Origin of the sequence: Pseudomonas palmensis (assembly GCF_017848315.1) — a bacterium.
GTDB classification, from domain to species: Bacteria; Pseudomonadota; Gammaproteobacteria; order Pseudomonadales; family Pseudomonadaceae; genus Aquipseudomonas; species Aquipseudomonas palmensis.
Genome location: NZ_JAFKEC010000046.1, coordinates 19,037 through 43,853 on the forward strand (window position 1 = coordinate 19,037; position 24,817 = coordinate 43,853).

The 24,817-nt window shown below is 60.9% G+C and carries 40 protein-coding genes; 15 read left to right on the plus strand and 25 right to left on the minus strand.

Annotated elements, in window-relative coordinates; translation table 11 throughout:
- Nucleotides 1-21 precede the first annotated feature (21 nt).
- The 24 genes from JZZ72_RS20595 to JZZ72_RS20705 form a co-directional block, all read right to left on the minus strand.
- Nucleotides 22-999 (minus strand): major capsid protein, encoded by a 978-nt coding sequence (locus JZZ72_RS20595; RefSeq protein WP_210015041.1) that lies wholly within the window; start codon nt 997-999, stop codon nt 22-24.
- Between the two features lie 3 nt (nt 1,000-1,002).
- On the minus strand, nt 1,003-1,776 hold the full coding sequence (locus JZZ72_RS20600; protein WP_210015042.1) for a hypothetical protein: 774 nt from the start codon (nt 1,774-1,776) through the stop codon (nt 1,003-1,005).
- An 81-nt stretch (nt 1,777-1,857) separates the two neighbouring features.
- Nucleotides 1,858-2,166, minus strand: coding sequence for a hypothetical protein (locus JZZ72_RS20605; protein ID WP_058540464.1), 309 nt, complete (start codon nt 2,164-2,166; stop codon nt 1,858-1,860).
- A 59-nt stretch (nt 2,167-2,225) separates the two neighbouring features.
- Nucleotides 2,226-3,317 carry a minor capsid protein gene (locus JZZ72_RS20610; protein ID WP_210015043.1) on the minus strand — a complete coding sequence of 364 codons (1,092 nt, stop codon included), beginning with the start codon at nt 3,315-3,317 and terminating at the stop codon, nt 2,226-2,228.
- Nucleotides 3,244-4,695 (minus strand): DUF4055 domain-containing protein, encoded by a 1,452-nt coding sequence (locus JZZ72_RS20615; protein WP_210015044.1) that lies wholly within the window; start codon nt 4,693-4,695, stop codon nt 3,244-3,246. Before JZZ72_RS20615 ends, JZZ72_RS20610 begins: the two co-directional genes overlap by 74 nt.
- Nucleotides 4,695-6,023 (minus strand): phage terminase large subunit family protein, encoded by a 1,329-nt coding sequence (locus JZZ72_RS20620; protein WP_167274768.1) that lies wholly within the window; start codon nt 6,021-6,023, stop codon nt 4,695-4,697. Before JZZ72_RS20620 ends, JZZ72_RS20615 begins: the two co-directional genes overlap by 1 nt.
- Nucleotides 5,998-6,474 (minus strand): DUF2280 domain-containing protein, encoded by a 477-nt coding sequence (locus tag JZZ72_RS20625; RefSeq protein WP_176516940.1) that lies wholly within the window; start codon nt 6,472-6,474, stop codon nt 5,998-6,000. Before JZZ72_RS20625 ends, JZZ72_RS20620 begins: the two co-directional genes overlap by 26 nt.
- A 31-nt stretch (nt 6,475-6,505) precedes the next feature.
- Nucleotides 6,506-7,114, minus strand: a complete 609-nt coding sequence (locus JZZ72_RS20630; protein ID WP_210015045.1) for a putative metallopeptidase — start codon at nt 7,112-7,114, stop codon at nt 6,506-6,508.
- Between the two features lie 47 nt (nt 7,115-7,161).
- On the minus strand, nt 7,162-7,479 hold the full coding sequence (locus JZZ72_RS20635) for a hypothetical protein (protein WP_210015046.1): 318 nt from the start codon (nt 7,477-7,479) through the stop codon (nt 7,162-7,164).
- The gene (locus JZZ72_RS20640; protein ID WP_054915223.1) at nt 7,479-7,850 is read right to left on the minus strand and encodes a hypothetical protein; all 372 of its coding nucleotides are present in this window, start codon (nt 7,848-7,850) and stop codon (nt 7,479-7,481) included. Before JZZ72_RS20640 ends, JZZ72_RS20635 begins: the two co-directional genes overlap by 1 nt.
- 215 nt (nt 7,851-8,065) lie before the next feature.
- A complete protein-coding gene (locus JZZ72_RS20645) occupies nt 8,066-8,290 on the minus strand; it encodes a hypothetical protein (RefSeq protein ID WP_054915224.1) in 225 nt (74 codons plus the stop codon).
- 709 nt (nt 8,291-8,999) lie between these two features.
- A complete protein-coding gene (locus JZZ72_RS20650) occupies nt 9,000-9,590 on the minus strand; it encodes a hypothetical protein (RefSeq protein WP_210015047.1) in 591 nt (196 codons plus the stop codon).
- A complete protein-coding gene (locus JZZ72_RS28020; RefSeq protein ID WP_255001108.1) occupies nt 9,581-9,712 on the minus strand; it encodes a hypothetical protein in 132 nt (43 codons plus the stop codon). Before JZZ72_RS28020 ends, JZZ72_RS20650 begins: the two co-directional genes overlap by 10 nt.
- Before the next feature lie 256 nt (nt 9,713-9,968).
- Nucleotides 9,969-10,568, minus strand: a complete 600-nt coding sequence (locus JZZ72_RS20655; protein WP_210015048.1) for a recombination protein NinG — start codon at nt 10,566-10,568, stop codon at nt 9,969-9,971.
- Nucleotides 10,565-11,011, minus strand: a complete 447-nt coding sequence (locus tag JZZ72_RS20660; RefSeq protein WP_210015049.1) for a recombination protein NinB — start codon at nt 11,009-11,011, stop codon at nt 10,565-10,567. The genes JZZ72_RS20655 and JZZ72_RS20660 overlap by 4 nt, the downstream gene beginning before the upstream one ends.
- Complete coding sequence (locus JZZ72_RS20665) at nt 11,004-11,195, minus strand: hypothetical protein (protein ID WP_210015050.1); 192 nt, start codon at nt 11,193-11,195, stop codon at nt 11,004-11,006. Before JZZ72_RS20665 ends, JZZ72_RS20660 begins: the two co-directional genes overlap by 8 nt.
- Entirely contained in the window at nt 11,188-11,829 is a 642-nt protein-coding gene (locus tag JZZ72_RS20670; protein WP_210015051.1) for a hypothetical protein, read from the minus strand. Before JZZ72_RS20670 ends, JZZ72_RS20665 begins: the two co-directional genes overlap by 8 nt.
- The gene (locus JZZ72_RS20675) at nt 11,829-12,062 is read right to left on the minus strand and encodes a hypothetical protein (RefSeq protein WP_210015052.1); all 234 of its coding nucleotides are present in this window, start codon (nt 12,060-12,062) and stop codon (nt 11,829-11,831) included. The genes JZZ72_RS20670 and JZZ72_RS20675 overlap by 1 nt, the downstream gene beginning before the upstream one ends.
- A complete protein-coding gene (locus JZZ72_RS20680; protein ID WP_210015053.1) occupies nt 12,059-12,784 on the minus strand; it encodes a replication protein P in 726 nt (241 codons plus the stop codon). Before JZZ72_RS20680 ends, JZZ72_RS20675 begins: the two co-directional genes overlap by 4 nt.
- Nucleotides 12,781-13,548, minus strand: a complete 768-nt coding sequence (locus JZZ72_RS20685; RefSeq protein ID WP_078479677.1) for a DNA-binding domain-containing protein — start codon at nt 13,546-13,548, stop codon at nt 12,781-12,783. The genes JZZ72_RS20680 and JZZ72_RS20685 overlap by 4 nt, the downstream gene beginning before the upstream one ends.
- A complete protein-coding gene (locus JZZ72_RS20690; protein WP_210015054.1) occupies nt 13,545-13,919 on the minus strand; it encodes a hypothetical protein in 375 nt (124 codons plus the stop codon). Before JZZ72_RS20690 ends, JZZ72_RS20685 begins: the two co-directional genes overlap by 4 nt.
- The gene (locus tag JZZ72_RS20695) at nt 13,916-14,773 is read right to left on the minus strand and encodes a BRO-N domain-containing protein (RefSeq protein WP_210015070.1); all 858 of its coding nucleotides are present in this window, start codon (nt 14,771-14,773) and stop codon (nt 13,916-13,918) included. The genes JZZ72_RS20690 and JZZ72_RS20695 overlap by 4 nt, the downstream gene beginning before the upstream one ends.
- A 333-nt stretch (nt 14,774-15,106) precedes the next feature.
- A complete protein-coding gene (locus JZZ72_RS20700; protein ID WP_012053015.1) occupies nt 15,107-15,298 on the minus strand; it encodes a hypothetical protein in 192 nt (63 codons plus the stop codon).
- Between the two features lie 27 nt (nt 15,299-15,325).
- Entirely contained in the window at nt 15,326-15,574 is a 249-nt protein-coding gene (locus JZZ72_RS20705; RefSeq protein ID WP_210015055.1) for a transcriptional regulator, read from the minus strand.
- 96 nt (nt 15,575-15,670) lie between these two features.
- On the opposite strand from JZZ72_RS20705, the gene JZZ72_RS20710 reads away from it, so the two are divergent.
- Nucleotides 15,671-16,513 (plus strand): S24 family peptidase, encoded by an 843-nt coding sequence (locus JZZ72_RS20710; protein WP_210015056.1) that lies wholly within the window; start codon nt 15,671-15,673, stop codon nt 16,511-16,513.
- Nucleotides 16,514-16,699: 186 nt separating this feature from the next.
- Nucleotides 16,700-17,776 (plus strand): ParA family protein, encoded by a 1,077-nt coding sequence (locus tag JZZ72_RS20715; protein ID WP_210015057.1) that lies wholly within the window; start codon nt 16,700-16,702, stop codon nt 17,774-17,776.
- A 54-nt stretch (nt 17,777-17,830) separates the two neighbouring features.
- On the opposite strand, the gene JZZ72_RS20720 is transcribed toward JZZ72_RS20715, so the two are convergent.
- On the minus strand, nt 17,831-18,154 hold the full coding sequence (locus tag JZZ72_RS20720) for a DUF1654 domain-containing protein (RefSeq protein ID WP_210015058.1): 324 nt from the start codon (nt 18,152-18,154) through the stop codon (nt 17,831-17,833).
- 542 nt (nt 18,155-18,696) lie between these two features.
- Between JZZ72_RS20720 and JZZ72_RS20725 the strand changes: the two genes are divergently transcribed.
- The 13 genes from JZZ72_RS20725 to JZZ72_RS20785 form a co-directional block, all read left to right on the plus strand.
- A complete protein-coding gene (locus JZZ72_RS20725; protein ID WP_210015059.1) occupies nt 18,697-18,876 on the plus strand; it encodes a hypothetical protein in 180 nt (59 codons plus the stop codon).
- Nucleotides 18,877-18,939: 63 nt separating this feature from the next.
- Nucleotides 18,940-19,173 carry a hypothetical protein gene (locus tag JZZ72_RS20730; protein ID WP_088514761.1) on the plus strand — a complete coding sequence of 78 codons (234 nt, stop codon included), beginning with the start codon at nt 18,940-18,942 and terminating at the stop codon, nt 19,171-19,173.
- A gap of 509 nt (nt 19,174-19,682) precedes the next feature.
- Nucleotides 19,683-19,970: a hypothetical protein gene (locus JZZ72_RS20735; protein WP_058540492.1), complete on the plus strand. Its 288-nt coding sequence runs from the start codon at nt 19,683-19,685 to the stop codon at nt 19,968-19,970.
- On the plus strand, nt 19,967-20,197 hold the full coding sequence (locus JZZ72_RS20740; RefSeq protein ID WP_210015060.1) for a DUF551 domain-containing protein: 231 nt from the start codon (nt 19,967-19,969) through the stop codon (nt 20,195-20,197). The genes JZZ72_RS20735 and JZZ72_RS20740 overlap by 4 nt, the downstream gene beginning before the upstream one ends.
- Nucleotides 20,198-20,217: 20 nt before the next feature.
- Nucleotides 20,218-20,634, plus strand: a complete 417-nt coding sequence (locus JZZ72_RS20745; protein WP_100633208.1) for a hypothetical protein — start codon at nt 20,218-20,220, stop codon at nt 20,632-20,634.
- Nucleotides 20,631-20,822, plus strand: coding sequence for a hypothetical protein (locus tag JZZ72_RS20750; RefSeq protein ID WP_210015061.1), 192 nt, complete (start codon nt 20,631-20,633; stop codon nt 20,820-20,822). The genes JZZ72_RS20745 and JZZ72_RS20750 overlap by 4 nt, the downstream gene beginning before the upstream one ends.
- Entirely contained in the window at nt 20,819-21,040 is a 222-nt protein-coding gene (locus tag JZZ72_RS20755) for a hypothetical protein (RefSeq protein WP_100633206.1), read from the plus strand. Before JZZ72_RS20750 ends, JZZ72_RS20755 begins: the two co-directional genes overlap by 4 nt.
- Nucleotides 21,041-21,509: 469 nt before the next feature.
- Nucleotides 21,510-22,241 (plus strand): hypothetical protein, encoded by a 732-nt coding sequence (locus JZZ72_RS20760; protein ID WP_210015062.1) that lies wholly within the window; start codon nt 21,510-21,512, stop codon nt 22,239-22,241.
- The gene (locus JZZ72_RS20765) at nt 22,238-22,801 is read left to right on the plus strand and encodes a siphovirus Gp157 family protein (protein ID WP_210015063.1); all 564 of its coding nucleotides are present in this window, start codon (nt 22,238-22,240) and stop codon (nt 22,799-22,801) included. The genes JZZ72_RS20760 and JZZ72_RS20765 overlap by 4 nt, the downstream gene beginning before the upstream one ends.
- 7 nt (nt 22,802-22,808) lie before the next feature.
- The gene (locus JZZ72_RS20770) at nt 22,809-23,333 is read left to right on the plus strand and encodes a hypothetical protein (protein ID WP_210015064.1); all 525 of its coding nucleotides are present in this window, start codon (nt 22,809-22,811) and stop codon (nt 23,331-23,333) included.
- 81 nt (nt 23,334-23,414) lie between these two features.
- Nucleotides 23,415-23,780: a DUF7740 domain-containing protein gene (locus tag JZZ72_RS20775; protein WP_210015065.1), complete on the plus strand. Its 366-nt coding sequence runs from the start codon at nt 23,415-23,417 to the stop codon at nt 23,778-23,780.
- Nucleotides 23,755-24,114, plus strand: coding sequence for a hypothetical protein (locus JZZ72_RS20780; protein WP_210015066.1), 360 nt, complete (start codon nt 23,755-23,757; stop codon nt 24,112-24,114). Before JZZ72_RS20775 ends, JZZ72_RS20780 begins: the two co-directional genes overlap by 26 nt.
- Nucleotides 24,115-24,177: 63 nt before the next feature.
- On the plus strand, nt 24,178-24,817 hold a 640-nt coding region (locus JZZ72_RS20785), incomplete at its 3' end, for a DNA cytosine methyltransferase (protein WP_210015067.1).

Genomic DNA, 24,817 nt, shown 5'->3' on the forward strand with positions numbered 1-24,817 from the left:
TCGGCGCCCCGCCTCATGGGCTCAAGGGGTGGCAGTGCCGCTGATGACTGCGGCGAATGGAACCTGCTTGCGGTCGAAGACGCGCTTCCAGTTCGCTGCAGCAGAGTACTGGACAGCGGTCGGGCTGAGGTTGCGGTTCTCGCTGCCCTGCCAGCTGAAGCCAGCCGGTTGCAGGATGAAGGTCTTCCGCTCCCACAGGACTTCGGCGCCCCCGCCATTACCGCCGCCAGGCTTGCGCTCCAGCTCGACCGGTTTGGTCGGATCGCCTTCGCCGTAGCCGAACGCACCCTGGCCGAAGAACAGCGACAGGTACTGGCCCGGCGCGTAGGTCAGGGCATCGTCCATGAACACTGGCTTGCCCAGGTAGGTCGCCAGGATGATCTTGCCCTGCGAGTCGCGCAGGTACTCGATCATGTCCTGCTTGACCATCTGGTTCATGACGACCGAGTGCACGCCGATGGCGGCGAACATGTCGGCGGCGTCGCCGGCGGTGAACGCAGCGTCTTGGAAGGCGTTGGCGCTGATCGAGGCGCCCGAGTCCTTGACCATGTCACCGCCGTTCTGTGCGATGTTGGCGGCGATGATGCCCCGGCCAGCGCCCATCAGGTAACGCTGCCACTGGCGGGTCCAATAGGTGCCAAAACGGTTGCGGATGTGCTGCATCGGCTCGGAGTTGGCCAGCTCGGCAGCCAGGTCGGAGACACCGTAGCCTTTGTTGAGGTACAGGGTCCGGGCGCGCATGCTGCCCTGTTCGGCCTTGCCGACCTCGCCCTGATCATCCGGGTTGTCGTTGGAGATGTTCGGCGCCTCGTCGGCGTCGAGATCCTGCCAGTAGCTGATTTCGGAGGTGCCCTGGCCATTCTTGGCGATGTCGTCCAGGGTGGCCGAGCGGGTGATAATGCCCGACTCGAAGACGGCAGTCTTCTCTGGGGAATTCACCGCTTCCAGAGTGCCGTAGTAGTCGGAAACAAAGATGTCCGACAGTTGGGTAGATGCCATGGGTTAGGTTCCTCGGGTGGCTTGGAGTTTTTTGAAAGCGTCGGGGTTGTCACGAGCTATCGCAGCGCGCTCGGTCTCGGTGTACTCACCCCATTTCTTCGTGGCCTTGCCACCGTTGTCGCCGGTCTGCCCGGCACCCTGAGCCCTTGGCCACAGGTGGGTAGCGGTTTCGCGCAGCGATTCCGCCCATTCGAGGGGAGACAGCGGGGTCTTGCCGTCCTTCCCGTACACGACTTCGCCGGCACGGTCGGTGGCAACGGGCTCGCCGTCTTCGCTCAGTTTGAAGGTGCCGCGGGCGCGGAGAATGATGTCCTCGGCAGCCTCGGGCAGCGCGCCGGCTTTGATGGCCGCAGCGCGGATGGAGTCGGCCAGCACCTTGTCGCTGTACTTGGCAGCGAAGGCTTCGGCCTTGTCCGCGCGTTCGTTGGCGGCCTTGACCTGCTTATCCAGGTCGGTGCGCAGGCGCTCGGTACGTCGGGCGATGACTTCGTCCAGCTTGCCCTCGGCGATCAGCTTGGTCTCTTCGTCCTGGCCAACCTTGGCCAGTAGGCCCTTCACCGCCTCGATGTCCAGGCCGTCGAACTGGCCTTTCAGCTTGTCCAGCTCGGTCTTGATCGCCTTGTTGGAGCCGATCAGCTCGGTGTTTTTGGACTTGAGGCCCGAAACCTCACCGTCCAGGAATTTCTGTACCTCGCCGCCCAGCGCAGCCTTCAGCGCGGCGGTTTGGGTTTCGTCGAGGGTGAGGCCGTGGGCGGCCGGGTCGAAGTCAAAAGGCATGTGGCTATCCCCTGGGGATTGGATGGGCCCGCCTGGCGGGCATAAAAAAACCCGCCGTAGCGGGTCGAAGTTGCACCTGGCTTATCCAGGCATAAATCGGTAGGTGTAAGGGGCTAAGCGCTCCACGAGGATGGGATCACCAGGCTGAAGGCTGAATTTATCTAGGAAGGCGGTTACGACGGCCTTCTCTCGACGTCGGAAGAATCGCCTTCCTTCGATTTCATCTTCGATTGTCGCAACATCCCCGTAAATCACGTAGGCCTTCCTAGCGGCCGGCAGAGTCTTGTCCGAGCCTCCAATTATGCTCGGCTCAAACCAGTCGATGATGGCTGAAACCAAAATGTAATTGCGCTCAGCGTTGGTTCGAAGCTCTATCGTTTTCGATGCCATGTGTTTTCTCCGTCTAGGCGGAGATGTTATAGCTGGTGGCGGACAGAGCTTTCAAACCCTCATAACCCTGCCCGACCAAACGCCAACGGCTCCAGCTCCTTGAGCTGGTCCAGCGTCAGGGGCTTGAAGTTCTTGTCCAGTTGCAAGGCGGCGAAGCGTTCAGCCGTCAGCCCACCATCGCGGAACAGCTTGCCACGCACCGGCCCCAGTGCGGCATCCTGAAACGCCGCTGGTTGCGTTTTGAGCCACTGGTAGTAGCTGAGGCTTGCCGAGACCTGCCCGCCGCCGTCCGCGCCCACTGCTGCCCTCGTGGCCCCTTCCCCGAACAGCGCCGACAACCTGGTGATCGGCGTGATGGTGGTTCGGCAGTGAATGTGGAACGGGGGCACTGGCCCTTTGCCCATCTCGTACTCCCGACCATCCAGGCTCCGGCACTGCACGCTGGTCTTCCGGTCCAAAGTGGCGACGATCCGATAACCCGGTACAACCTCGGCGTTGGCCTTGAGCGTTTCCATACGCGCCGTCGTGGCCACATGCTGAACTGCGGTCTGGACGACTGCCCGTGCGCTTCGGTTCGTGACCGCCAGCACGCCATCGGTGAAGTTCTGCGCGGCTGTGCCACGTATGGCCTGAGTGATCTCGGCGTTAGTCTGGCCTTGGACGACACCCATTCGAATGGCGTTGGTTACCCGATCCGACTCGGTGCGCGTCCACCCAGTCAGGAAGGACTTCAGCAGCTTGCCGCCATCGACGCCCGCCACCTGCAGGGGCTGCGTGTTGATCGCCGCCCTGAGTAGCGAGTCCGCCGGCATGACCGCATCGATCAGCAGCGCCTTGGCCAAGCTGCGGCCCTCGAATGCGGCCTCGTACTGCGCGATGTCGACCAGGTCGGACTGCATCCGGTCGCTGAAAGCCTTGTAGATCTCAAGCAACTTGCCACCTACCCGCCCCAGGAATTCCTCCAGCCGGCTCCGATCGTAGGTGGTCAGCTCCTTGCGGGTGAGTTGGTCGCGGACATGGCTGTCGGCTCGGCGCAGGTAGGTCTCGAACTTCTTGACCTCACCAGCCTTGAGCCGCTCAAGCAGCACCGAGTGGCGGCTTACCTGCTCCAGCAGCTTCTCGTCCGCCGTTTGCTCCGCTTTCGTCGCCATCGTCTTTGTCCAGGTTGACGCCGCCAGCGCCGTGGTCGTCGCCGATCAGCTCGGCCTCTTCGTTGTACGGGCGCTCGGGCAGCTTGCCAGTGGTGAGGTACTGCCAATACGTCTCGGCGCTGATGGTGCCAGCCATGACGCTCTTCTGCAGCTCGGCCAGCACCTGGGCGTTGACCTCCGGGATCACGAACTCAGGCTTAACCGTGAAGACCACCTCGTCCGGATTGAAGCCGGTCCACTCTGCGGCGTACCGCAGGGCCTGCTCGATGGCCTCTGCAGCGGTGATCACGATGCTATGCAGCGTTGCATGCTGGTCGTTCTGCCGGGTCTTGCGGGCCTCGCCCGACTCGGTGCCGGAGACATCCATGACCTTGGCGCCAGCTTCGAGCGCAGCGTTCTTCTGGTCGCCCATCGCCGTGCGCACTGCCTGAATGCCAGCGCCCTGGAACTCTAGGTAGCCGCATTTACCGTTCGGCCCAAGATCCCAGGCCGCAGACGGCCCGGTCACGCTGAGCTCCACGCTCTCGTCTAGACCTGATACCCACGGCTGCGGGTGGCTGGTCTGGTGCAGTGCGGTGAAGTAGTCGGCACTGAGCTGGTACGACTTCAGCGCAGCCCGGGCCATGGTCAGCAACGGGACCTCGTCCACGTCCGGCGAGTTGTCGGTCGAGCCGCAGTAGATGACCGGGATGTAGCCCAGGCCCCGTACCAGATTGGCGTTGCCGTCGACGACACCCAATGGCCGGTCATCCTCTACCAGCTCTCCGGCCTCGTTGCGTACGCCAGTGCGGCAGACCGTGCCGTCCATGTAGAACTCGCGATAGACCGTCTCGCATTCGTGGCTGTAGCGGTCCTGCTCCTTGCGTCTGAACTCGCGGAACACGGACAGCACCAGGTCCTGCCGGCCGCCTTGGTCGGCGGTGTCCCAGTTGATCGCATTGCGCACCGCGTAGGTGGCGAAGTACGGCTGACCCGCATCATCGATGTTGACCACCAGCGGTACCCGGCCATGGGAAATGGCCTGGCGTACGATCCGCAGGAACAGCTGAGTCAGGCCGAAGCCGTCGGCCGTGGCGTTGTCCTCAAGCCCCTTCAGGCCCGCAGGCAGCTTCACCTCGGGTATCAGGCGCGATACCAGGCCCATCATCGAGCGGAGCGAGTCACGCACCCAGTGCTCGTACTGGGCGCGGTCGGTGTAGTTACGATAGAGGTAGGCGTTGCCCGCACCGTCCAGCTTCTCTGCCTCGACCATACCGCTTGGCTTCGGCAAATTGCGCGGGCTGCGCTTGATGGCGCATTCGCCCTCCAGGGCGTCGTCCATCATCCGCCACTCTTCGATGTGAGCGTCGTAGTCTGGGTTGGTTGATTGAACAGGCATTACGCCAAACCTCCGATGCGGCGGGTGCCGGCGGACTGAGTCTTGATCGGGAACCGCTTGGCGATGAAGTAGCCGGCGGCGTCGTTCATGTGGTCGTGCCCTTTCTTGGGGTCTTTGTCCGGTTCGCCTTTGTCGGTGTACGTCTGCCGTTCCAGACACTGGGTGAGTTGCGGGCACTGGTCGATGTTGACCTTCATGCGCCGCTCCCCGTAAGTGTTCAGGAACATGGCGTTGACCGCGTTGATACGGTCCTTCACGCCGGGGTTCTGTGAGTCGACCACCACGGTGAAGCCAGCCTTCTTGAGCAGGGACAGGTCCGACTCGCTGGCATTCTTGCTGCTGGTGTTCTGTCCGCTGGCGTCTGGGTACACGGAAACGCTGTGACCAGAGAAGCGCACCTTGATCTTCTCGATCATCTCCGGCGTATCGCGCACTGAGTGGAACTCGTCCAGGGCCAGCGGCAAGCCGTCTCGGACCACGTAAACAACCGCGGCCATCTTCATGACGTTGAAGTCCATGCCGATGTGTATGGCCTCACCCGGCTTGATGCGTTCGCTGGTGCGGCACTCTGCCCTGTCGAAGGTGTAGTAGACGACCCCGGCATAGTTCTCAAACCCGGCCTCGTACTCCTGGCGGAACGTGCGCGGGTCCATCTTGCGCCGGGCAGCGTCCAGTTCATCGGCCGGGACGTTGCCGCCCTGCAGCGATGTGTACTGCCAGCTCTTGTGGTCAGGCTCGCCGCCCGGCTGCCCGTCGCGGTAAGTGTCGTAGCAGTGATTGAAACCCTTCGGGGTGCCGATCCGCAGCGCATGCCCGCCTTTGCGCGACTCTCCGGTCTGGGGAATCGTGTACTGGCAGGTCGAGAGCATCGGCCGGAGAACTTCTTCCCAGGCTGCCCATGGGCAGTCCGCCCACTCGTCCACAAGGACGAAGAACAGACCAGAGCCCCGCAGGTTGTCGTAGTTGTCCAGGCCGACCACGCGCATGATGTGACCGGACTTGAGGGTAATCGAGCACTCGGTCTCGTTCGGCCGTGCTGCGCGCCATGCCTCAGGGATGGCCTGTTTGAGCCGGCGCCAGAAGACTCGCTTGGCCTGCTTGAACGTCGGCGCGCCATACCAGATCTCGTCCTCGACGCTCACGCCCCACTCCGCAGCCAGTCGGGCCGCACGGCGCATCTCGGCCTTACCGAGGAAGGTCTTGCCAAATCGCCTGCCGCACACCGCATCACGGAAGCGAGCCTCTGGCTGAAATCCCCAGCAGTAGATGTTCGCCTGCTTCGGCGTCAGCTTCACCGGCGGATCATAGGTACGGGGTAGTCGGGACACCTTCGTCTGGCTCCAGCTTGTACTCAGCAACGGCGTGCTGCTGGTCCGCCTGGGAGCCCAGGGGCTTGTCGGGTTCTAGGCGGCGATTGACGTAGACATCGCCAACCTCCTTGGCCGCCTGCTCCAGCACCTGGATAGCGAGCGGTAGGTTCTTCATGGTCTCGGCGCGCTCAGCAATCCGGCCCAGGGCTCGCAACCGGTAGGCTCGGTTGGCGATCGGGATCTCTGCTGTCTCTTCGCGGAAACGCTTGCGGGTGTCTTCGAACAGGGTCACCCAGCGCTTGGCCAGGTTGCGTGCTGCTCGCTTGGTTGGGTCGTGGCTTTCAACAGCCTGGCGGCTGATCTCAATGCCAAATTCATTTTTGACGGCCTCTGCCACCTGAGACGGTGTATCGAAGCAGGCCAACGCCTGAACGATGAAGGCCTTCACCTCGTTGCTCAGGGCTGCCATAGATTGTTTTCCGTCAAGCGCCTGTCAAACATCAAGCCGATTTAAGCAGGCAGGTTCCACAGGCCCTCGCAATGTTGATCTTGGCCACCTCTGGCGGCCGGCTTGCAGCGTCGATCAGCTGCTGTACGTCGTCACTGGCACCGTAGCGCTTCACCACACCGACAAACTCTTCGACGTCATGTCCACGCATCTCAAGCTTGGGCATGCCGTCCTGGGTGAATGCCGGGGCACCGTACTTATCGAGCTTGTGCGCAATGTGGTAGAGCTCGTGTTCGACTAGGGCGCAGAACTCGGCCTCGGTGCACTGGGCGCAGTAGTCAGCGGCAAGGGTGATCAGGAACTCAGGCTCTTCGCCGAACCAGTCGCGCATCTGCTGCTCTTGGCGTGCCTTCTGCCAGCCACCCGCGCGGATCATCAACTGCTCAGCCTGGCCCAGGACTGACCTGCCCTTCTTCGCAAAGCTGGACGACGCCCACATGACTCCGACGCTCGCATCGATCAGATGGGCGTGCTCTTCGTTGTGGATGCTGCCCGTGGTGGCGAGGATCTCGCGCTGTATCCACTCCCAGACATCTGGTGCGGGGCGCAAGGTCAACCAAGGCGATTCGAGCAGGTCGGCCGGCGGAATCGGTCTGCTCATGCTCACTCCCGCGCCACGAAACGGCGCGCTGCTATTTTGTGGCGCGGCTATGGGGAAACCCGATTGAGCGCCTCATCAGCCTTGTCGGCCGCCTTGGTAGCGGTGGTCGCCGCCTTGGTTGCCTTCTCGGCGGCAGTGCTGGTCTTGCGGGTCAACTCATCGAGGCGATGGTCACGCTGGCGGGTGGCCTCGTCGTAGGCGGCGCGGATCTCGGCGACCTGTTGGCGGTATGAATCTGCCAGCGCCCACTGCCCGAGCTGGAAGCCAAAGAAGACCCCGCCGGTTACCAGCAGCATCGCGATGAGCCACACCTCGACACGGCGCCACCAATGGCGGGCCATGAACTGGATTGCGCACTTGTCCATCAGGTAGTGCCTCCCAACTTGATGCGCAGGCGGGCGATCTCGTCGCTTTGAAGCGTCACCCGCTCTGTGAGGTTGGCGACCTGACTGGTCAGGGCTTCGATCTTCCCTTCCATGCGGCCAACGGTTGCGGCTAGGTCATTGCGCTCCTTGGCAAATTGGTCGGCGCGGGCCTCGGCAAGCTTGCGGGCCTCACGCTCGGAGTCGAGCAGTTCGTTCAGCCGGCGGACGGTGCCTATGTCGGCATTGTCCATGGCGCGGTCAGCTGCATCCTTGGACAGGAACTTACGCAGCCATAGGAAGCCGCCTAGCAATACGGTGCCTGTTCCACCCAGCCAGGTGGCTGTGCCTGGGCCGAGGTCGGTAGGGTCCATTCTTAACTCCGGAAACGAAAAAGCCCCGGCAAATGCCGAGGCTTCAATAAAAAACCCGGCCTTTCGACCGGGTATCCCGAACCGCCTTGCCGACCCGTGTTGCCACGAGCATGTGCAGTTCGGATATCCATACTGCCAGGTAATCGCTGCATCCGCCACGTCAGCCGGAGACGCACGTCACCGGTGAACCGCAAAAGCTCAACGCAGATAGAGCTTCACGCTTGCGGGGCGGGAACTTCATCAACGCTGATGCAGTGCTCAATTTCGGTGATCTTCACAAGGGCCTGCTCTGCGAGCGGATAAGCGCCAAACACCCGACCTTGGTAGAACACAACCCATACGAACTCTACCGGTTCAGAGCCACCGAAAGTGCGAACCAGATCTTGGAACCTCTCAGCCAAGTCATCGAAATGCATCTGCGCCATGCCACGCAACACCATGCTGAACGCTCCTTCACTCAAAGCTGCATTCTGCGCTCAGTGAAATGTGTGGGCAACTCGCTGGTTGACTTCAAGGGATGCAGAGGGCCGGTGCTTACCCGGCTTGATGGGCTGGATCGCTGGGTCACGCACCCCAGCCCCTCATCGCGTAACCGATCAGGGCGCGCAAGGCTTTGATCGATGCCACTACCGACTTAGCCCAGCTGCTTGGGCGTGTCATCTGCATAAAACGGGACGGCCGACACAGCCAAGATCCTCGGCATTGCCTAGACTGCAGCCCAGACCGACATGATAGGAATCGTGATGAGATTTAGAATTGACTATTTCCTGAGGGGAAAGGAGCGATGGTGGTGCTGCGAGGCATCAACTGACACCCTATCGCTCGATGATGCTTTGCTCGCACTCATCACGCTCCACATGTCCTATGAGGACCAGGTGTTGCGCGTCGATCTGCCTCGCACCTCAGCTCTGGATCACATTCAGCTGGCGAAGGAGCTCGGTATCTCAGACGTGAGAGTGAGCCCCTCAATGACAAAAAACCCTGACTTGTAGGCCTGAGCTCGCCCGTGTCGTTCCGCTTGCAAGCCGCATAAACGAAAAGCCCAGCACGACGGCTGGGCCTTGTTGGATCTTAAGAGTAATTTGCCAAAGGCAAAACTCTAACAATGGCGATACAGTATCACCAGACGTGCGGGAACGCAATAGGCCCTCAAGCGGCCTCCTTCATTTCGTAAATTGCGGCTGCCACCGGCGACAGAGCACGCTTGTCCAGGTCCTCGCAAACCTCGAAGCAGATCTGCACGAAGGGCTCCCAATCGCGGGCCCAGGCGCAGGACGGCAGCGTCACCCCATAGACCTCGTCGATCCAGCGCTTGAACCACTCCGGGCTGGCGAATGGGTCCTGCGCTGAGGATTGCCCGCCCTGGTGCATGCGGCGGTACCGGAACATCACGCCCTTGGCAACGTACTCACAGCGCTCGACCTTCGCCGCGGTCATCCGCCCGGACCGACTCATGGCCATGTTGAAGACAGCCTCCTCTGCCGCCTCACGGTCGTCATCGCTGCAGCCTGGCGCGTACATGAAGTTGCCGAACGCTCGCAGCTGGCTGGGTAGTCTTGAGATTGCCGCCTGCACTCCGCCTGCCAGCACCTGGTGCACAGCATGACTCGCATGCCGCTGCTTCTCCGTGGCCTGGACCATCGCACCCAGCAGGCCAAGCTGCTCAATGAACGATCCCTGTCTGTCCCAAGGCTGGTAGTAGCAATCGTGCCAAGCCTGACGCGCGCTGTTCAGTTGCATGGGCCGCCCTCCTCGCGCTTGCGCTTCATCGCGATCAACTGACCGCGACCGAGGCACCAGGTGGAACCGATTGCCATGGCCAGCAGGAACATGCAGGCCGTATCGGTGATGGTCCAAGTCATGCTGCAGCCCTCCGGCTCAATTGGTTTTCGCATCGCTTGCAGCGGGTCCAGTTTCCGGCCTCAAACATCGGCGCCCGTCCGCTGGTGAATGCATCAACGCCACAGAGAGACCTCCAGGCGTAGCATTGGCCGCCATCAACGTCTTTGGCGGACCGCTCCCGCATGAAGTAGTGCGCCCGTACAGAGAATGGAAAGGCAGGCTTTAGCCAACCGCGCTCGGCTGTGCTTGCAGGCCCAGTGATCATGACTATCTGGCTCATGCAGCCTCCTTCAGCTGTTTGATCTTTGCCCGGTACTCGGCCTTGATGGCCTTGAGATCGTCGATGGTGTACTTGCGGGCCTGATGAGGGCCTTCGAGGAAGGCCACCTGATCGGCGCCGATGCGCTGCACCAACCGGATGCGGTACTCGACCGCGTTACCCGACAGGTTGCGATTGCACTTCACGCACTGGCGGTGGACGTTGAGCGGCTCGAAGCGCAGTTCCGGGCACGCGCCCACCGACCGGTAATGCCCGGCGTCCCAGCGGCTGCCTGTGATCAGGTCTTGATCGCTGGGCAGCGAGTCGCAGCTGATGCACGGCTGGCCAGCGTCGCGCAGGCGGATGAACTCGTTGAACAGGGCCTGGGCTTCCCGCATGTAGTCGCCGCGGCTCTTGAGCTTCTCCTTGCGCACCTTGACCTCGCGGCGCTCGCGCTGGTCGATGGCCTTGCGGGCCTTGTCGTGGTTCGCCGGCGCGATGGCCAGGCCGCAGGCTGGGCTGCAGACGGCCTGGCCCAGGCGGCGCGGCGGGAAGCTGGCGCCGCACGCAGGGTTCTTGCACTTCTTCGGGCGCGGCTGTTTGGTCGGGAGACTCATGCGGCCCTCCCCCGGCGCTCGCCGTAGATCGCCATCATCAGGTCATCCGGGTGCGGCAGCAGGAGCTGCAGATGCTCAGCGCTGTAGGCGTCCAGCAGCTCCAGGTAGGTGGTCATCTGCTGGGTGTTGAACTTGCGGGTCTTGGCCCGGCCTACGCGGTACCGGGTGCCGTCAGGTAGCTCCACCGGATGCACTTCGGCAGGCCAGAGCTTGGCCACTAGAATCTCGTGCCACTCTTCGGCGCTGGCCAGCTGGCCGTGCGAGTCGCGCAGGTGCGCCTGGATCAGCCCGTTCCACATCCACAGCAGGCGGTTCTGGGCGTCGCTGCGCTTGTTGCGCACTTCGACGATGGTCAAGCGGCGCGGCTTCGCCAGGTCCAGGCCGGTGAGGTAGCCGATCAGGCGAGCGCGATCTTGCTCGGTGCGAAGCATGAGGTCAGCCATGGAAAGCCACCTCCGCCTTTGCAAGCGCTCGGTCATGGCAAACAAGCCCGCGCGCCTTCGAGTGCAGAGCAAGTCGGCGGATATCGCCGTCACGGTGATCCTTGAAACCCTCCCAAGTCGTGTACCACTGCTCAAGCATGGAGAGGGAAATCTGGATGATCAGGAGTCGGCGGTTATCAATCACGATTCGCCTCCTTGGCCATGGCCGTATCAACAGCGGCATCCGCCTCTTCCAGGGTGACCTCGAAACCACACCCGTTCTCCCACAGGTCTATGCAGACGCCGTGCGTGTACTCGCCATCTGTTGCTGAAGCCTGGCGCAGCCACCGGTACCGCTCGGCATCCTTGCGCAGCGCCGCCAGTACAGAGTCAATCTCGGCTGGTAGTATCGACATAAACTCAAGTGTGCACTCTACGGACACCGCCGCGCCGCAGGACGCGGCCGATTGGCTGATGACCTTACGCAGCGCCTCGTTCTCGGCCTTGAGCTGGTCGCGCGCTCGATTGGCATTGATGAGCTGAGCAGCCAGGCAATCGCACTCACCGCGCCATTCGCCAGTGATGTCGTGAACGTCGCCTGTGTCGCCGCAGCTCCAGCAGAACGGTCCGTGCCGCCAGACTTCAAGCTCTTGCTCAAGCTCTCGCTCTTTTTTGCTGCGGCTGGTGGCCAGTCTCTCGACCTCAGCGAGCAGAGCCACGACGTCCACTGCTCGCACGGCAATAGCAGGGAAAGGATTGCCGTCGCCACCAGTCGGATTCTTTGCAATTGCGCGCTCAGCCGAAGCGCGGAGATCACTGCGCATCTTGTTGGTGTCCATCAGTGCTTCTCCTTGCGGCAATCGTTGCAGCCTGGGCGGCAGATCCACTCAAGCTGCGGATCACCTTCGTGGCGCTCAATGCGCTCCACCGTGTCGCCGCGGCGAACACACTTGGCCACGAAATTGGCTGTGTCCTTCTCCTGGCCTTTGTCATCCCAGCAGGAAGCCGAGACTTTTCCGCAGGCCCGGCGGGCGATGTACTGGTGACCCAGGAATTCGCGTTGTTTGGTCACGCCCCCTCCCCGGCCGGCTGCCCGGCGCGCTTGATGTTCAACTTGGCCAGCAGGTGTGCACGGCACGCGGCGGCGCTGGATGGGATCTGCTGGACCTCGAGCAGGCGGGCCTGCTTCTGCCTTGCATGCTCTTCGGCAAGCTCGGCGGCGCTCTTCTGGCTGTCGTGGCCGATGCCGGTGGCGATCTTGCCGTCCAGTGGCTGGCCGTCCTGAGCGCGGCGCAGCACGATCTGGTAGGCGCGGTCGAAGCGCGCTTGCAGACCCTTGTCGCTTTGCTGGGCGGCGCGCAGATCGAACAGGCCGGTGGCCACGGCGGCGATCTTCACGCCCTCGTGGCTGTACATGCCCATCAGTGCCTCAATCCAGGCGTCGGCCGGCGCCGGCATGCCGAAGTCCTCAGGGGTCGGCTGGCACATGGCGATGAACTCACCCACACTCGGCGCGAAAGGCTTCTTGAGCTTGCGGCACTTCTCGATGCCAAACTCGATCTGCTCGATGGTGCGGATGCCTTGAGCGGCGAACTCCTTGATCCATTCTTCCTTGGCGGCCGCCAGAGCCTCTGTGGAGGGCCAGGCTTGGCGCCAAGCAGGGAAGATGCCCCGTAGGCGCCTGAACAGGCCGTTAACCACCTCAGCGGTCTCCAGGGAGACCACAACGGGGCCGCCATGCAGCTCTGGTGGCCGGTTGTTCATTGACGTCATCAGTTGGTTGGCTGATCTCATGTGCGCACCATCAGCCCTTCGGCCCAGGTCGAGTCGTTGAAGTCGGGTTCGTTGGAGCGGGTACCGCGTTGCTGTGCACCCGGCAGCACCTTCTCCGGGAACAGGCCGGTCCAGCCGTTGCTGATCGACTGGTTGATCACGGCGTCGGGTGCCGGGTGGTTGGCCAGGGCTTTGGCCTGCTGCTCGCACGTCTTGGCGGTCAGCGGCTTGCGGATCTCAACGCGGTGCTGGCACCAGTCGGCCCAGGTCTGCTCGCTGACGTTGCCGGGCTTGGCAGTCAGGGGATTGAACTTGGCCGACTTCTTCGCCCGAGAGGGAGCGTCAGCGACCGTGGGTTCAGTCCTTGATTGAGTAGAAGAATCCTTTATTGAGTAGTTGTCGGTTTTCCCACAGTTCGGAAAACCCACACTTCGGTTAACCGAATACTCGGAAACCTGTAGGTTCGGTTCGTAGTGGACGATGATGCGGCGACCCAGCACCTTGCCCGACCCTTCCTCGCGCATGACCTCATGGGTTACCAGGCCAATCTCGCGCAGGTAGGCCATGGCTTTCGAGTAGCGGTCGCGGCCGATGGAGAACCGGTCTTGCAGGTACGAGCCGATCACCTTCCAGTCGCTGGAGCGGGTTTGCAGGTAGATCCAGATGGCCAGGGCGTCTGGGTTCTCGATCAGGGCAACAACGTCGTTGCTGACCGAGCTGTATGGGGCCTGCTTGGCGTACAGGATGGTCGGCGTGGCCTTTTCCACGTTCACAGGCTTGGTCATTGGCCGCGCTCCTTGGAAATAGCTACGGCGGCCGCCCATACCTTGCACCAACCGCACTCAGTTCCAGCCCGGTCGCCGTTGTCTTCATCCCATATCCCTGGGACGGCATGGCAGTGACCAGGCGCATTACCATCGTTACGAGTAACGCGGCTGGGCACTTCGTTGATGACCGCTTGAATCGCAGAAACCAGCCTTTCGTTCTCGGTCTTGAGCTGGTCCCGCTCATCAAGAGCGGTTTTAACCCCCATGCGGCGACCCTCGTCGTAACCGGATTGCCACTCGCTCTTGTCCGGCTGGCAGCCACCGTGGGGTGAGCACATGCCCGGATGCTGGCAGCGCTGCATCGACTTTCTGCAAATCAAGTCGCTCATGCTGCACCCCGCACGGCCTTGTCGTGGGTGTGCAGGCCGTCCCAGTTCTTCTTCATGGGCAGATCGCCGGCCAGGTACAGCTCGTACAGGCGCACGGCGCCCTTGCGCAGCAGCACAGGTGTGAAGCTGATGAAGGGCTCCCTGCCGTGCGGGGTGATCTCCTGCTGATGCTCGGTCATGTACTTGTCGCGGGCGTACGAGCCGACGCGCCAGCGGGTGCCGGACTTGCTCTCGTTGTAGAGCCAGCTGCGGCCTTCCAGGTAGTAGCCGATCTGCATGACGTTGACCCCATTGAGGCCCTTGCAGAACTGGGTGGCGGTCATGCCTTCCTTGAACAGGTTTTCGAGGTGCTCAATCTTGGTGGCCTGGGCCTTCACTTCGACGGTCAGCAGAACGCGGGCCTTCTCCGACTCCAGCGCCATCTGGAGGATTTCCAGCTTGCTGAGGTCGGCGGGCTGGGCGGGGGCGGTATAGCCACCCGTTTTGCGAATGCTGGGCAGCACTTCGCTCACCACCCACTCCTCAAAGCGTTCGGCTTGAGGCATCTTCGAGCGCATTACCAGCCGGTATACGTCACGCTCGGGGATGATGTTTGCCGAAGGGCCAAGGGTGAACGAATCGTTCACCCCCACCGGGCGCGGGCTTTTGCAGTGGTCGCGCACGGCTTTTTGTGGATTGGAATAGCCGAGACCTTCAGCAACATCGCGGGCAGAGAACCAGGGCTCACCATCAACGAGCACGACACGAACGTCGAACCCTTCGAAATTGAACAGGTTGACTGTGCGCGCCACGAAATCGTGGTTCGCATTTTGTGGCGCGAGGGCCACGGTATTGCTTTGGATGGTCTGGTTCATATATGATGACCTCACACAAGCGTTATGAATGCAGTACAAGAAGCCGGTCTAGCCACCGGCTTTTTTGCGTCTGCGGTTTGGGTGCTGTTGTTTTCAACGGCAGTTCCTCATGAGTCCCTCAGGGGCTTATAAGCCCTTGCGAAACGACCGAACGTTGCTTCGGCCAGGCTCCGTTCTCGTCATTCGGTCGAGAGCCTCATTGATGATTTGTGCCGCCAGTTGCTCAGGGGTTAAGCCCTTCTGCCTGGCGAGATACGCCAGATCCGAATTGCCCTTCCCGTCGAGCTGGATCTCCAGCTCTTTGCTTTCTGGCACAGGGCCTCCTCGGCCACTTCAGGCCACGTCAGTCTTCGCGTTAAGCTCTTGCATCATCTGGTCGAGACCGCGCTCCAGAATTTCCCTGGCGAGCACTGCCTTCTGCGTGCGCTTGAAGCGAGCCATCGCCGACAGCAGATCGTCGGCAGCCTCATCCAAGCGAACCTTGGTGGGCTTGTTGTGCAGGTGGTCGGGGTCGAAGTACGACACGGTGGGTTCCTTTGTGGTTGAAAGTGGTTAAGCGGCGGAAAGCGCGTGGGTCGGGTTGCTGTCGATCTGGCCCCACGGGAACGAAGGGCACAGATCGGCACGATTCACGACGCCATTCGTAAGCGCCTCAATCTGTAATGCGCGCTTGGCTGGGACCGTGCGCTCTCCTGAACACCATTGATTGACGGTGGGTGCCGCAACATTCAGCCGGCGCGCCAATTCCGCCTGGCTGCCCAGCACGCGGGATGCTTCTTTGGCTGCTTCTGCTGATTTCATGAGTTCTCTCCTGGAGATTTACCGATGAATATAAGGCATTACCTTATTCCGCACAAGCCATTGCCTAACCGCGCTGGCGATAGGCCTAATTAGGCAATGCTTACCGGACCAGAACTAGGTGCAGCCATTGATGCTGCGCGGATCGCCAAGGGCGTATCCAAGAAACAGCTCGCAGACGACTTCCAGGTGAAGCCTCCGTCGGTGCAGGGCTGGGTGAAAAACGGCCGGATCGACAAGTCCAAGCTGATGGACGTGATCGCTTACTTTTCTGACGTGGTTGGCCCTGAACACTGGGGGCTTCGCCCTGGCTTCTCCTACGAGAGCATCCAGGACGTCACTTCTGAGCCTGCTGCAGAGCCGGCGCCAACCTCAGCTGCCGATATGGTTCGCGCCATGCTCGCCAAACAAGGCAAGAACTTGTCGGATTCGGCGCGCGCGCAGTTGATCGCAGCCGCCGAAGCGACCGATGAGGGAAATGTGATTACAGCGGATTTCTCCCGGCCTGGACTGGTCGGCGACGAGGTTCGGATAGCCCACTACGATATTCGCGCAGCAATGGGTGGCGGCCAGATCCCGCACGATTACCCCGAGATGCTCAAGGACATTCGCGTTAGCCCGAGTCACCTGCGGGAAATCGGCGTTGAGTTCGAAGAGCACTACCACCTGAAAGTGGTCACCGGCTGGGGGCAGTCGATGGAGCCCACCATCAAGCATCGCGACCCGCTGATCGTGAATATCAACGTCCGCGACTTCGTGGGCGATGGGGTGTACCTCTTCGTCTGGGATGACCTGCTCTACATCAAGCGCCTGCAGGTGGCCGATGAGCAGCACTTCGAGATGATTTCGGACAACCCGCGGCACAAGGATCGACTGATCCGCCGGGACATGACCTACATCCAGGCCCGTGTGCTGCTGGTATGGAATGCGCATTTGGTGTAGTGATGCTCCTCACCAAGCGATGGCTGAGACGATGTTTCTATACACCAATTAGCATGGATGCTCCTATACTAAGGCAGTTGCCATCTCGAAACTAATCCGGGCGACGTGAATTCTAGATATTGAAACAGATCAATACATGCTGCTGCCAAACATATTTTAAATTAACATAAATTTTTCGAGCAAAATATGGCAACCAAATCAATTTGTCTCTTCAATCACAAAGGCGGCGTCAGCAAGACAACAACCACCTTTAACCTTGGATGGAGTTTAGCAAGGCTCGGCCACAAGGTGCTCATCATTGACTTAGACTCCCAGAGCAATCTTACTGGACTGGTAATGGGATACACGTCCATCAATGATGACGAAATGGAGGCTTTTTACGAGAGCCGCTCTAACCTCACGATGCAACCAATTGTAGAGGCTTTAATTAACGGGATATCACCAGCAGAATTTATCAAAAACGATAAAGGGCAGCTAACCCCTACTGGCCACCCGAATCTAATGTTGCTGCCCGGCCACCTAGATGTTGCAGACCTTGACGCGCAAATTAGTGTTTCGCTAAAAATCGCATCCGGAATTCCAGCAACTCGCAATATCCCAGGAAACCTCCCGTTGGTGCTGCAAGAAATTGCGAAATCCTCCGGAGCAGATTACGTCCTTTATGATTTAAGCCCGAACGTTGGAGGATTGAACGAAGTAATTTTAATGTCTAGCGATTATTTTATAGTCCCCGCATCGCCAGACTATTTCTGCCTCCAAGCCATAGGCTCACTCGAAAAAAATATCAAAAAATGGCATAGAGAAATTACTCGCTTCAAAGAAGATAACGGCTTCGACAGCAAATCATTTCCAATCAAGAACAAGCCAAAATTCATGGGCGCAATACAGCAGCGCTACCGTCCACGGAATGATAAACCGGCCAAATCATTCGATGCTTGGATTAATAAAATACGGAACGCCATCGATATAAAACTGGCCCCAACGCTTGAAAAAATTGACTGCATCATTCCTAAAGCGTCAATTCAAAAGCAATTGGACGGTACCGGCTTGAGCGCTTACGATCTAGCTCACATTCCAGACTTCAACTCGCTAATTGCTATCAGCCAGCAATTGTCCAAACCAGTTTTTGCGCTAACGGATGAAGAGATTAAGACTGTAGGCAAAGTTTTTGGGCATGCCGAGTTAACAATGATCGAAAGCCGAGATCGCTTTGATGAAGTATTTGAGGAGCTCGGGAAACGAGTGGTTGCCCTGACAAGCTGAAAGACTAGTAATTTAAGCTGAGAGCCCGCATTTGAGCGGGCTTTTTCATACCTGTCAGAAAGGCGCCTCTTCAAGCTTCTCTTCCTCCGAATCACTCTCCACGACCAAGTCGTCACGATCGTCGGTGCTCTGCAGTTCCCATCTGACTGTCACGCTCGAGTCATCGTTGAACGTCAGGTCTAGTTCCGGCGTGTCGGCAATCAGCCCCATCACCTCCTCCCACTCCATTTCTCCATCCGTGTCCAGGCGATGGATCGTCACCCAGCGCTGCGACTGCGCTATCGGGTGATTGATCATCGACGACACCCGCAGGCCCAGCCGCTCAAGGGCGGTCATCTCTTGGCGAGGTTGCGGGGTCGACTTCTTCTGCTTGGCCATACCTTCCTCCGTTAACTGTACATCCATCCAGTATTAGGCAGAGCTTACCCGAGCCATCGAACGATGCAAGCCCGGAGAGCGAATTAGGCACTCATGAAAAAAGTTAGGCATTACCTATTTACAAGAATTAGGCATTGGCTTATCGTTCTATCCATCGAGGCGCTACACAGCCACTCGGGAGGCCCTCAAGCCTCACCCGCTCTTTAAAAACCAGCGCAACAACCAACAGACCGCATTGCCTCTACCGGCGACCGGCGATCAGACAGCCCCGAAAGGCTGCCCACGACAGGGAGAACCCTGTACGGCTGACGAAGGCGAAATGCCTGAACCGAGTGAATGACCTGGCAAGCAATGCGCCCCGCCTTCCCCGGCGGTAGTAGGGAGGAAACGAGCGGCGCCCACCGGATATCGGCGGCGCGGTGAGTAACCAGCAAGGACGATTTGAGCCAGCGACCGACGCCAGTAGCGGGTCGCGGCAGATTTCCTCGATGCCCTTCTTGCGAGGGGCATCAGGGAAATCACCCCAACAGAAAGGAGCTCTCATGAGCGGATTCACGAAAGGCCAGGCCGTCATCTTCACTAACCCTCGCGGTACCGAAATCCCGGGCAAGTACGTGGGCACCAAGAACCTGGGCCATGGCCGGGGCGGTGGTGAGTACCTGGTGGTGGACGTGGACGGTGTGGAGAAAAAGGCGCGCGCCAGCAAGGTGCGCGCCGCCTGATTTCACTGGCTGGCCTTGGCGACAGGGCCAGACGGGAAATCAACCGCCCTGGAGGGCAAGACGATGCAGTTCAAGAAAGGCGACAGGGTGACCTGGCTCAGCTCCGCTGGCGGTAGCTGGAAAGAGAAGACGGGGATAGTGGTGAAGGTCGTCAAGGCCGGTGAAAGTCCAAAGGTTGCTGGATCTGGCTGGCCCCGTGACCACGAAAGCTACGTCGTTGAAGTGCCACAGGGCACAACGGGCAAGGCTAAGCCCAGGCTGTACTGGCCGCGAGCTACACAGCTCAGCCCGGCCTGATTCCCTGACAGCCGGAAAGACGGCCCGATGCCCTGCTCCCCATGCAGGCTGCATCGGAGTGTGATCTGAATGCGCAGGCTGATGCGCGAGTGTAAGACCTGGTGGATCGCGGGAATCATGGCCGGCAAAGTGAGTAAGCGCCCAGATGGCCATGGCGAGTCCGACAATAAGCGGCTGAAACCTTCGCCCCGGTGAAACCCCGGTGTCACTGAGGCCGCTAATAGCCAAGCCGGAGATCAGCGCCGGCCAGATCACACCCCGATGCAGAGAAGCGCCCAGCTCCGGGCGCGGTTACCGAAGCACCTGTGGACGTCCCTTCCCTCGCACTGGGGGTAAACGAATTGCGCCGCTGGATGGGTCCACGCCAAGCCAGCTACCCGGATAGCGTCCGGCCTCTGCATCCCCTTCCCTTCACATACGACCGCATTGGCAGGCGCCAGGCCACCTTTGACGGTGGGTTTGGTCACCCGCGCCTGGCTCCTGGCCAATGCGGTTGCCGAGGATCACTCATGAAAGACGAACACAGCCTCATGGCATGCAGTGCCATTGAGCACAACGCGATGCTCTGCTTTCACGCCATCGCCGAAAACGCCAGCAGCCCTTCGGTGCTTTACCGCCCAACCCTGAGCATCGACGGGAACCAATGGTGCGCGCTGTACGGTGAAGACCTGCAAAGCGGTGTAGCCGGGTTCGGCGATTCGCCGGGAGCCGCCATGTCCGACTTCGAAAAGAACTGGGCAACTCCGCTGCCAAATTCTCCAGGCGGCATCGCGCTCGCCGCCCGTGTGAAACCATGAGCGGCTGGATCAAGTGCAGCGACAGGCTGTCGCCATTGGCTGAAAGGCTTGAGGCGCCATGCGAAGTAGGTGGAAGGGTCATCCCGCCGCTGAATCGCTCGGTCGAGGTGATCGTTTTCTCGAATGGTGGCGTTTTTAGCACCTCTGTCGAGTGGTTTGATGGCGAGGAAACACCGACCAGCAACATCACGCACTGGCAGCCTCTCCCTTCCCCACCCACCGAGTAACCCACCACCTGGAGGCGACCATGGGCGCACTTCGAGCAGCACAGTTTGAGTACGACAACCGGCAGCCGCCTCCAGTGATCGATGCTCTGGCGGATGCGCGCTTGGCCTGGCAGGAAGAAGCCGGGGAGCGGCTGGCCCGAGGCTGCGACATCAAAGTGCAGCGCCGCCTGCGTGCACCGCGCATCGTCACCTTCGCTGAGTTCAAGACCCACATCCAGATGCTCCTGCTGAAGCGCTGGGAGGACGGTGAGGACAAAGGCGACTGGCTGGCCGAGATCGTCATCCAAGCGGCCTTTGGCGAGCCCTGCAGGACCACAGCAGCGAGCCTGCTGGGCGAAGACAAGCCGGATCGGCGTCTCATCGATATTGCGGCAGAGTTCCTTGAGCCGCTGGCCGACGACGCACTGATCGCCCAGCAAGAGGATGCCGAGCTATGAGCCCGCACATCCTGATCGACCAGGAACTGGATGCAATGGCGCATCCAGGCACCCCGCTCAGTTGGAGCGTCATGCTCCAGCGGCAGCTCACCGAAATGATGGCGGATCAGCGCATCACCATCGAAGAGTTCAACCACTACTGCGGGCGCCTCAACAGGGTTGTTGATGGGCGCAAGGAGGCTGCATGACCACACCAGTCGTGAAGACGCTCATTGACGAGCAGGTCGCCGAACTGCCCGAGGCCCAGGCTATGCCGGCCGACCGGGTTCTGATGCTGTTCACGGGCCCGACGTTCGCCGCCGCGGTGAATGAGGCGGCGCTGGCCAGTATTGAGAATCCCGCTGCCTGGAAGTGCCGGGCCTGCATCTGCGGCGAGTGGACAGTTGGGTATGAGGTGCGGGCATGAGGGTGGTTGGCTGGAAGTCAGGAGTTCCTGATAGCGACCGAGAGGTCCAAGTATTGCGTGAGCTCGATAACGGCTCACGCGTTCGATGGAACTGTCGATTCCACTCCTATGAAGGGCGATGGGCCACCCATGACGGCATTTTCATCGGCGGCGTATTGGGCTGGAGAGAGCTGAAATGACCAGCTACCAGCGCGCCCGCCGCTTCGCCTTCTGGCGCGGAAGCTTCACCACCCTCTTCATCTGCACTGCCTGGATGCTCGCAAGCGCCCTGGCCGGCACCCTCACTTCCTGAATTCACACCCGGCGCACGGCGGGCCCCCATCGGGGATAACCGTACCCCTCCGGGAGCGTAAGCGGCGAGAGCGCGCAACCATCCACCGCAGCCAGGTCCTGGAGCGTACCTCCAATCTGGGTGACCTGGCATTTCCCTATTCCAACTGACGGCGCCGGCCTGGCGCGAGGTGCACCAATGTCCGAATCCAACATGCGCATCTGGGCGCAGGTCGACAAGACCGACACCAGGTTCACCAAAGACGCCAAGGTCGGCGGCCAGCAGATCACCAGCCTCAATGGCACGGCGATGATCATGAAGGCCACCGAGGTCTTCGGCCCGGCCGGCATCGGCTTCGGCTGGAACGTGGTTGAGGAGCGCTTCGACAAGGGCGCCGAGATGTTCAGCGGTGAAGGCGACAAGCGCATCAGCCTGGGTCACGAGCTCAACCACACCATCAAGATCACCTTCTGGTTCGTTCTGGACGGCCAGCGCGGCGAGATCGAGCAGTACGGCTGCACCCAGTACCTCTACAAGTCCAAGTACGGCACAACGACCGATGGCGAGGCGCCGAAGAAGTCGCTGACCGACGCCATCAAGAAGGCACTTTCCATGCTTGGCTTCAGCGCCGACGTATTCCTGGGCATGTTCGACGACGTGAACTACCGGCAGCAGCTGGAGGCCGAGCAGGCTATCGAGCAGGCCGAGGACAAAGAGGCTGAGATCGAGCGCCAGAAACAGGAGCGCTTGGCCTTCATCAAGGGAACAGTTGATGCGATGAAGGGCGCTCAGAGCTTCCGTGAGCTGAAGAAGATTCATGACGCCGCAGTTCGTAGGCTTGGTGCTCGCAATGACCCCGCCGGCGTTCAGCGCGTGGCCAAAGAGCTTGCCGACCTCTCTCCCAAATTCGCCCAGGAGACCGCCGCATGAGCAGCCTCTACCCGCTTACCAAGCAGATGATGGAGTTGGCCGCCATGGCCGACACCGACGATGAAGGCCTCAAGCAGGCCATCCAGGACACCATGGATGGCATCGCGGGCGAGTTCGGCGACAAGGCCGACAACATCGTCATGCTGCGCCGGAACATCGACGGCGAGGTACTGGCGATCGACGCCGAAATCGAGCGGCTGAACGAGCTCAAGCGCGTCAAGAAGAACGCGGTAACGCAGATCGGCGACTACCTGCGCCGCAACATGGAGGCAGCCAACCTCAAGTCGATCAAGCGCCCACTGTTCACTATCACCCTGGCCGCCGCGCCAGAGAAGGTGATTGTAGACAACCTGGAAGACGTACCGATCGATCTGGTCCGCGTGGCGGTAACCCAGGACCCAGACAAAAAGGCGATCGCCGCCAAGCTCAAGGCTGACCGCGAGCACAACGAAGCAGTGCGCAAGCGCATAGCCGCTGGCGAAGACTGCGAACACGAACTGATCCCTGACGCGCCCTGGGCTCACCTTGAGCGCGGCGAGAGCTCCATCCGGATCAAGTGAGGATGCCATGACCGACAATCAAATCATCGCCGGCGCCCAGCGCCAGGCAGAACTGGAGGCAGCTAAGGCTGCCTTCTTCGCATCTGGCGGCCGGGTGGTCGAGATTGCTGGCTTCACCTACAAGCCTCTTCCATTCCGCAAGCACCCTGAGTCGACTTGCAAGATCCCCAAGGGTGTACAGCAGGGCGCACGACAGCAGCGCTCAAAGGAGCGCGCAGCTGTGATTGCGGAAATGGCGAAAACCATGACTTGCCGAGAGGTATCTAAGGCCCTGGGCATACCGCAAAACACGCTTTGGACAATGTCTCAGCGCGAGGGCTTCACATTCGTCGCCGGATGCCAGGGGCGGCGGAAGACGCCATACACCGACGAGGCCGCCGACGCAAAGCTGGCAGAGCGGATCATCGCCTTGCGAGACGTTGGCTTAAGCAGGCACCAAGTCGAAAAGCACATTGGAATCGGCAACAGCGTTCTGGTCCGCATTATCACGGCATACCAGATCGACTTCCCGAAGCGCGGTGAGCGCACTTGAAGAGGATCAGCGCGCTTGTCCGCCAGCGCCGGCGGCAAGAACAGTTCCACCTGCCGCCCAGCGGCCTAACGGAGCATAGACATGCAGAAAGCACCCTCTGGAGTGGTAACCCTGCCGGCCTGGATGAATCGCCCGGTCAAGAAGCTGTACAACACCCGCAGCGGCGGCCAGTACCGGCCCGATGATGTGGCCCTGGCCTTCGCGCTGAGCCTGCGGGAGCACGACAGCGCCGATCACCTGCGCAGGCTGGCCCGGCGCCTGGTCGACAAGGTTTGCCTCGAGCACCAGCCAAACATGAAGCGCCTGGCCCGCGAGGATGACGACGCCAAGGTGCTCGACGCCGCGCTCAAGATCATCAACCGGGTGTGCGATCTGCTCGACATCGGGCCGGGCGCCACCTTCTTGCGCAATGGAGGCGACGATGGCCCTGACGCAGCAGCAGCGTGACGAGAAGCGCAGGGCCAAGGCCGGGCGCCTGCAGGAAGAAGACCTGCGCATGAAGGCCCGCCCAGGCACCCGCCAGGCCCTGGCCGAGATCATGGAGTGGGCCGAGGTCGAGGAAAACGGCGAGGCCATGACCCTGCTGATCCACCGCATCCATGAATTAGGGCCTGAAGCGGCCCGCCACTTCCTCAGTGCGCCGCGCCACGAAATCGTGGTGTCTGATTTTGTGGCGCGCCGACTCGACCAGTTCCGCATTGGACGAGAGCTGCGCGCGCCGGACCTGATGCTCGGCGACGACCCGGACGACACCGGCCTGCTGTTGCTCGCCAACGCCTGACCCGCGTTGCCCGCCAGCGCCTTCCCCTATTCAACGATAACGCCTCCCCGGCGAGGATCACCGATGCCCATCACCTACGGAAGCGTCTGCAGCGGAATTGAAGCTGCGACCGTGGCCTGGCACCCGCTGGGCTGGAAAGCGTCCTGGTACGCCGAGATCGAGCCATTCCCCAGCGCGGTGCTGGCTCACCACTACCCTGACACACCGAACCACGGCGACATGACCCGCCTGGCAGCCATGGTGCTGTCCGGCACGATTCCGGCGCCCGATGCTCTGGTCGGCGGCACGCCCTGCCAGGCATTCAGCGTGGCCGGCATGCGCGAAGGCCTGGCCGATCCCCGCGGCGCCCTCACAATCAAATACGTGGAGCTCCTCGATGCAATTGACCATGTTCGAACCCTGCGAGGCGAGCCCGAGGCTGCCTGTCTCTGGGAAAACGTCCCCGGCGTCCTCTCAGACAAAGGCAATGCGTTTGGCTGCTTCCTCGGCGCCCTGGTGGGCGAATCCGAAGAACTCCAACCGCCAGGGGGTAAATGGAAGGACTCTGGTTGTGTGTATGGACCCACGCGAACAGTTGCATGGCGGGTTCTGGATGCCCAATATTTCGGCCTGGCCCAACGACGCCGCCGTGTGTTCGTTGTCGCAAGTGCTCGAGCAGGATTCGATCCCCTCGAAGTACTTTTTGAGCGCGAAGGCGTGCGCC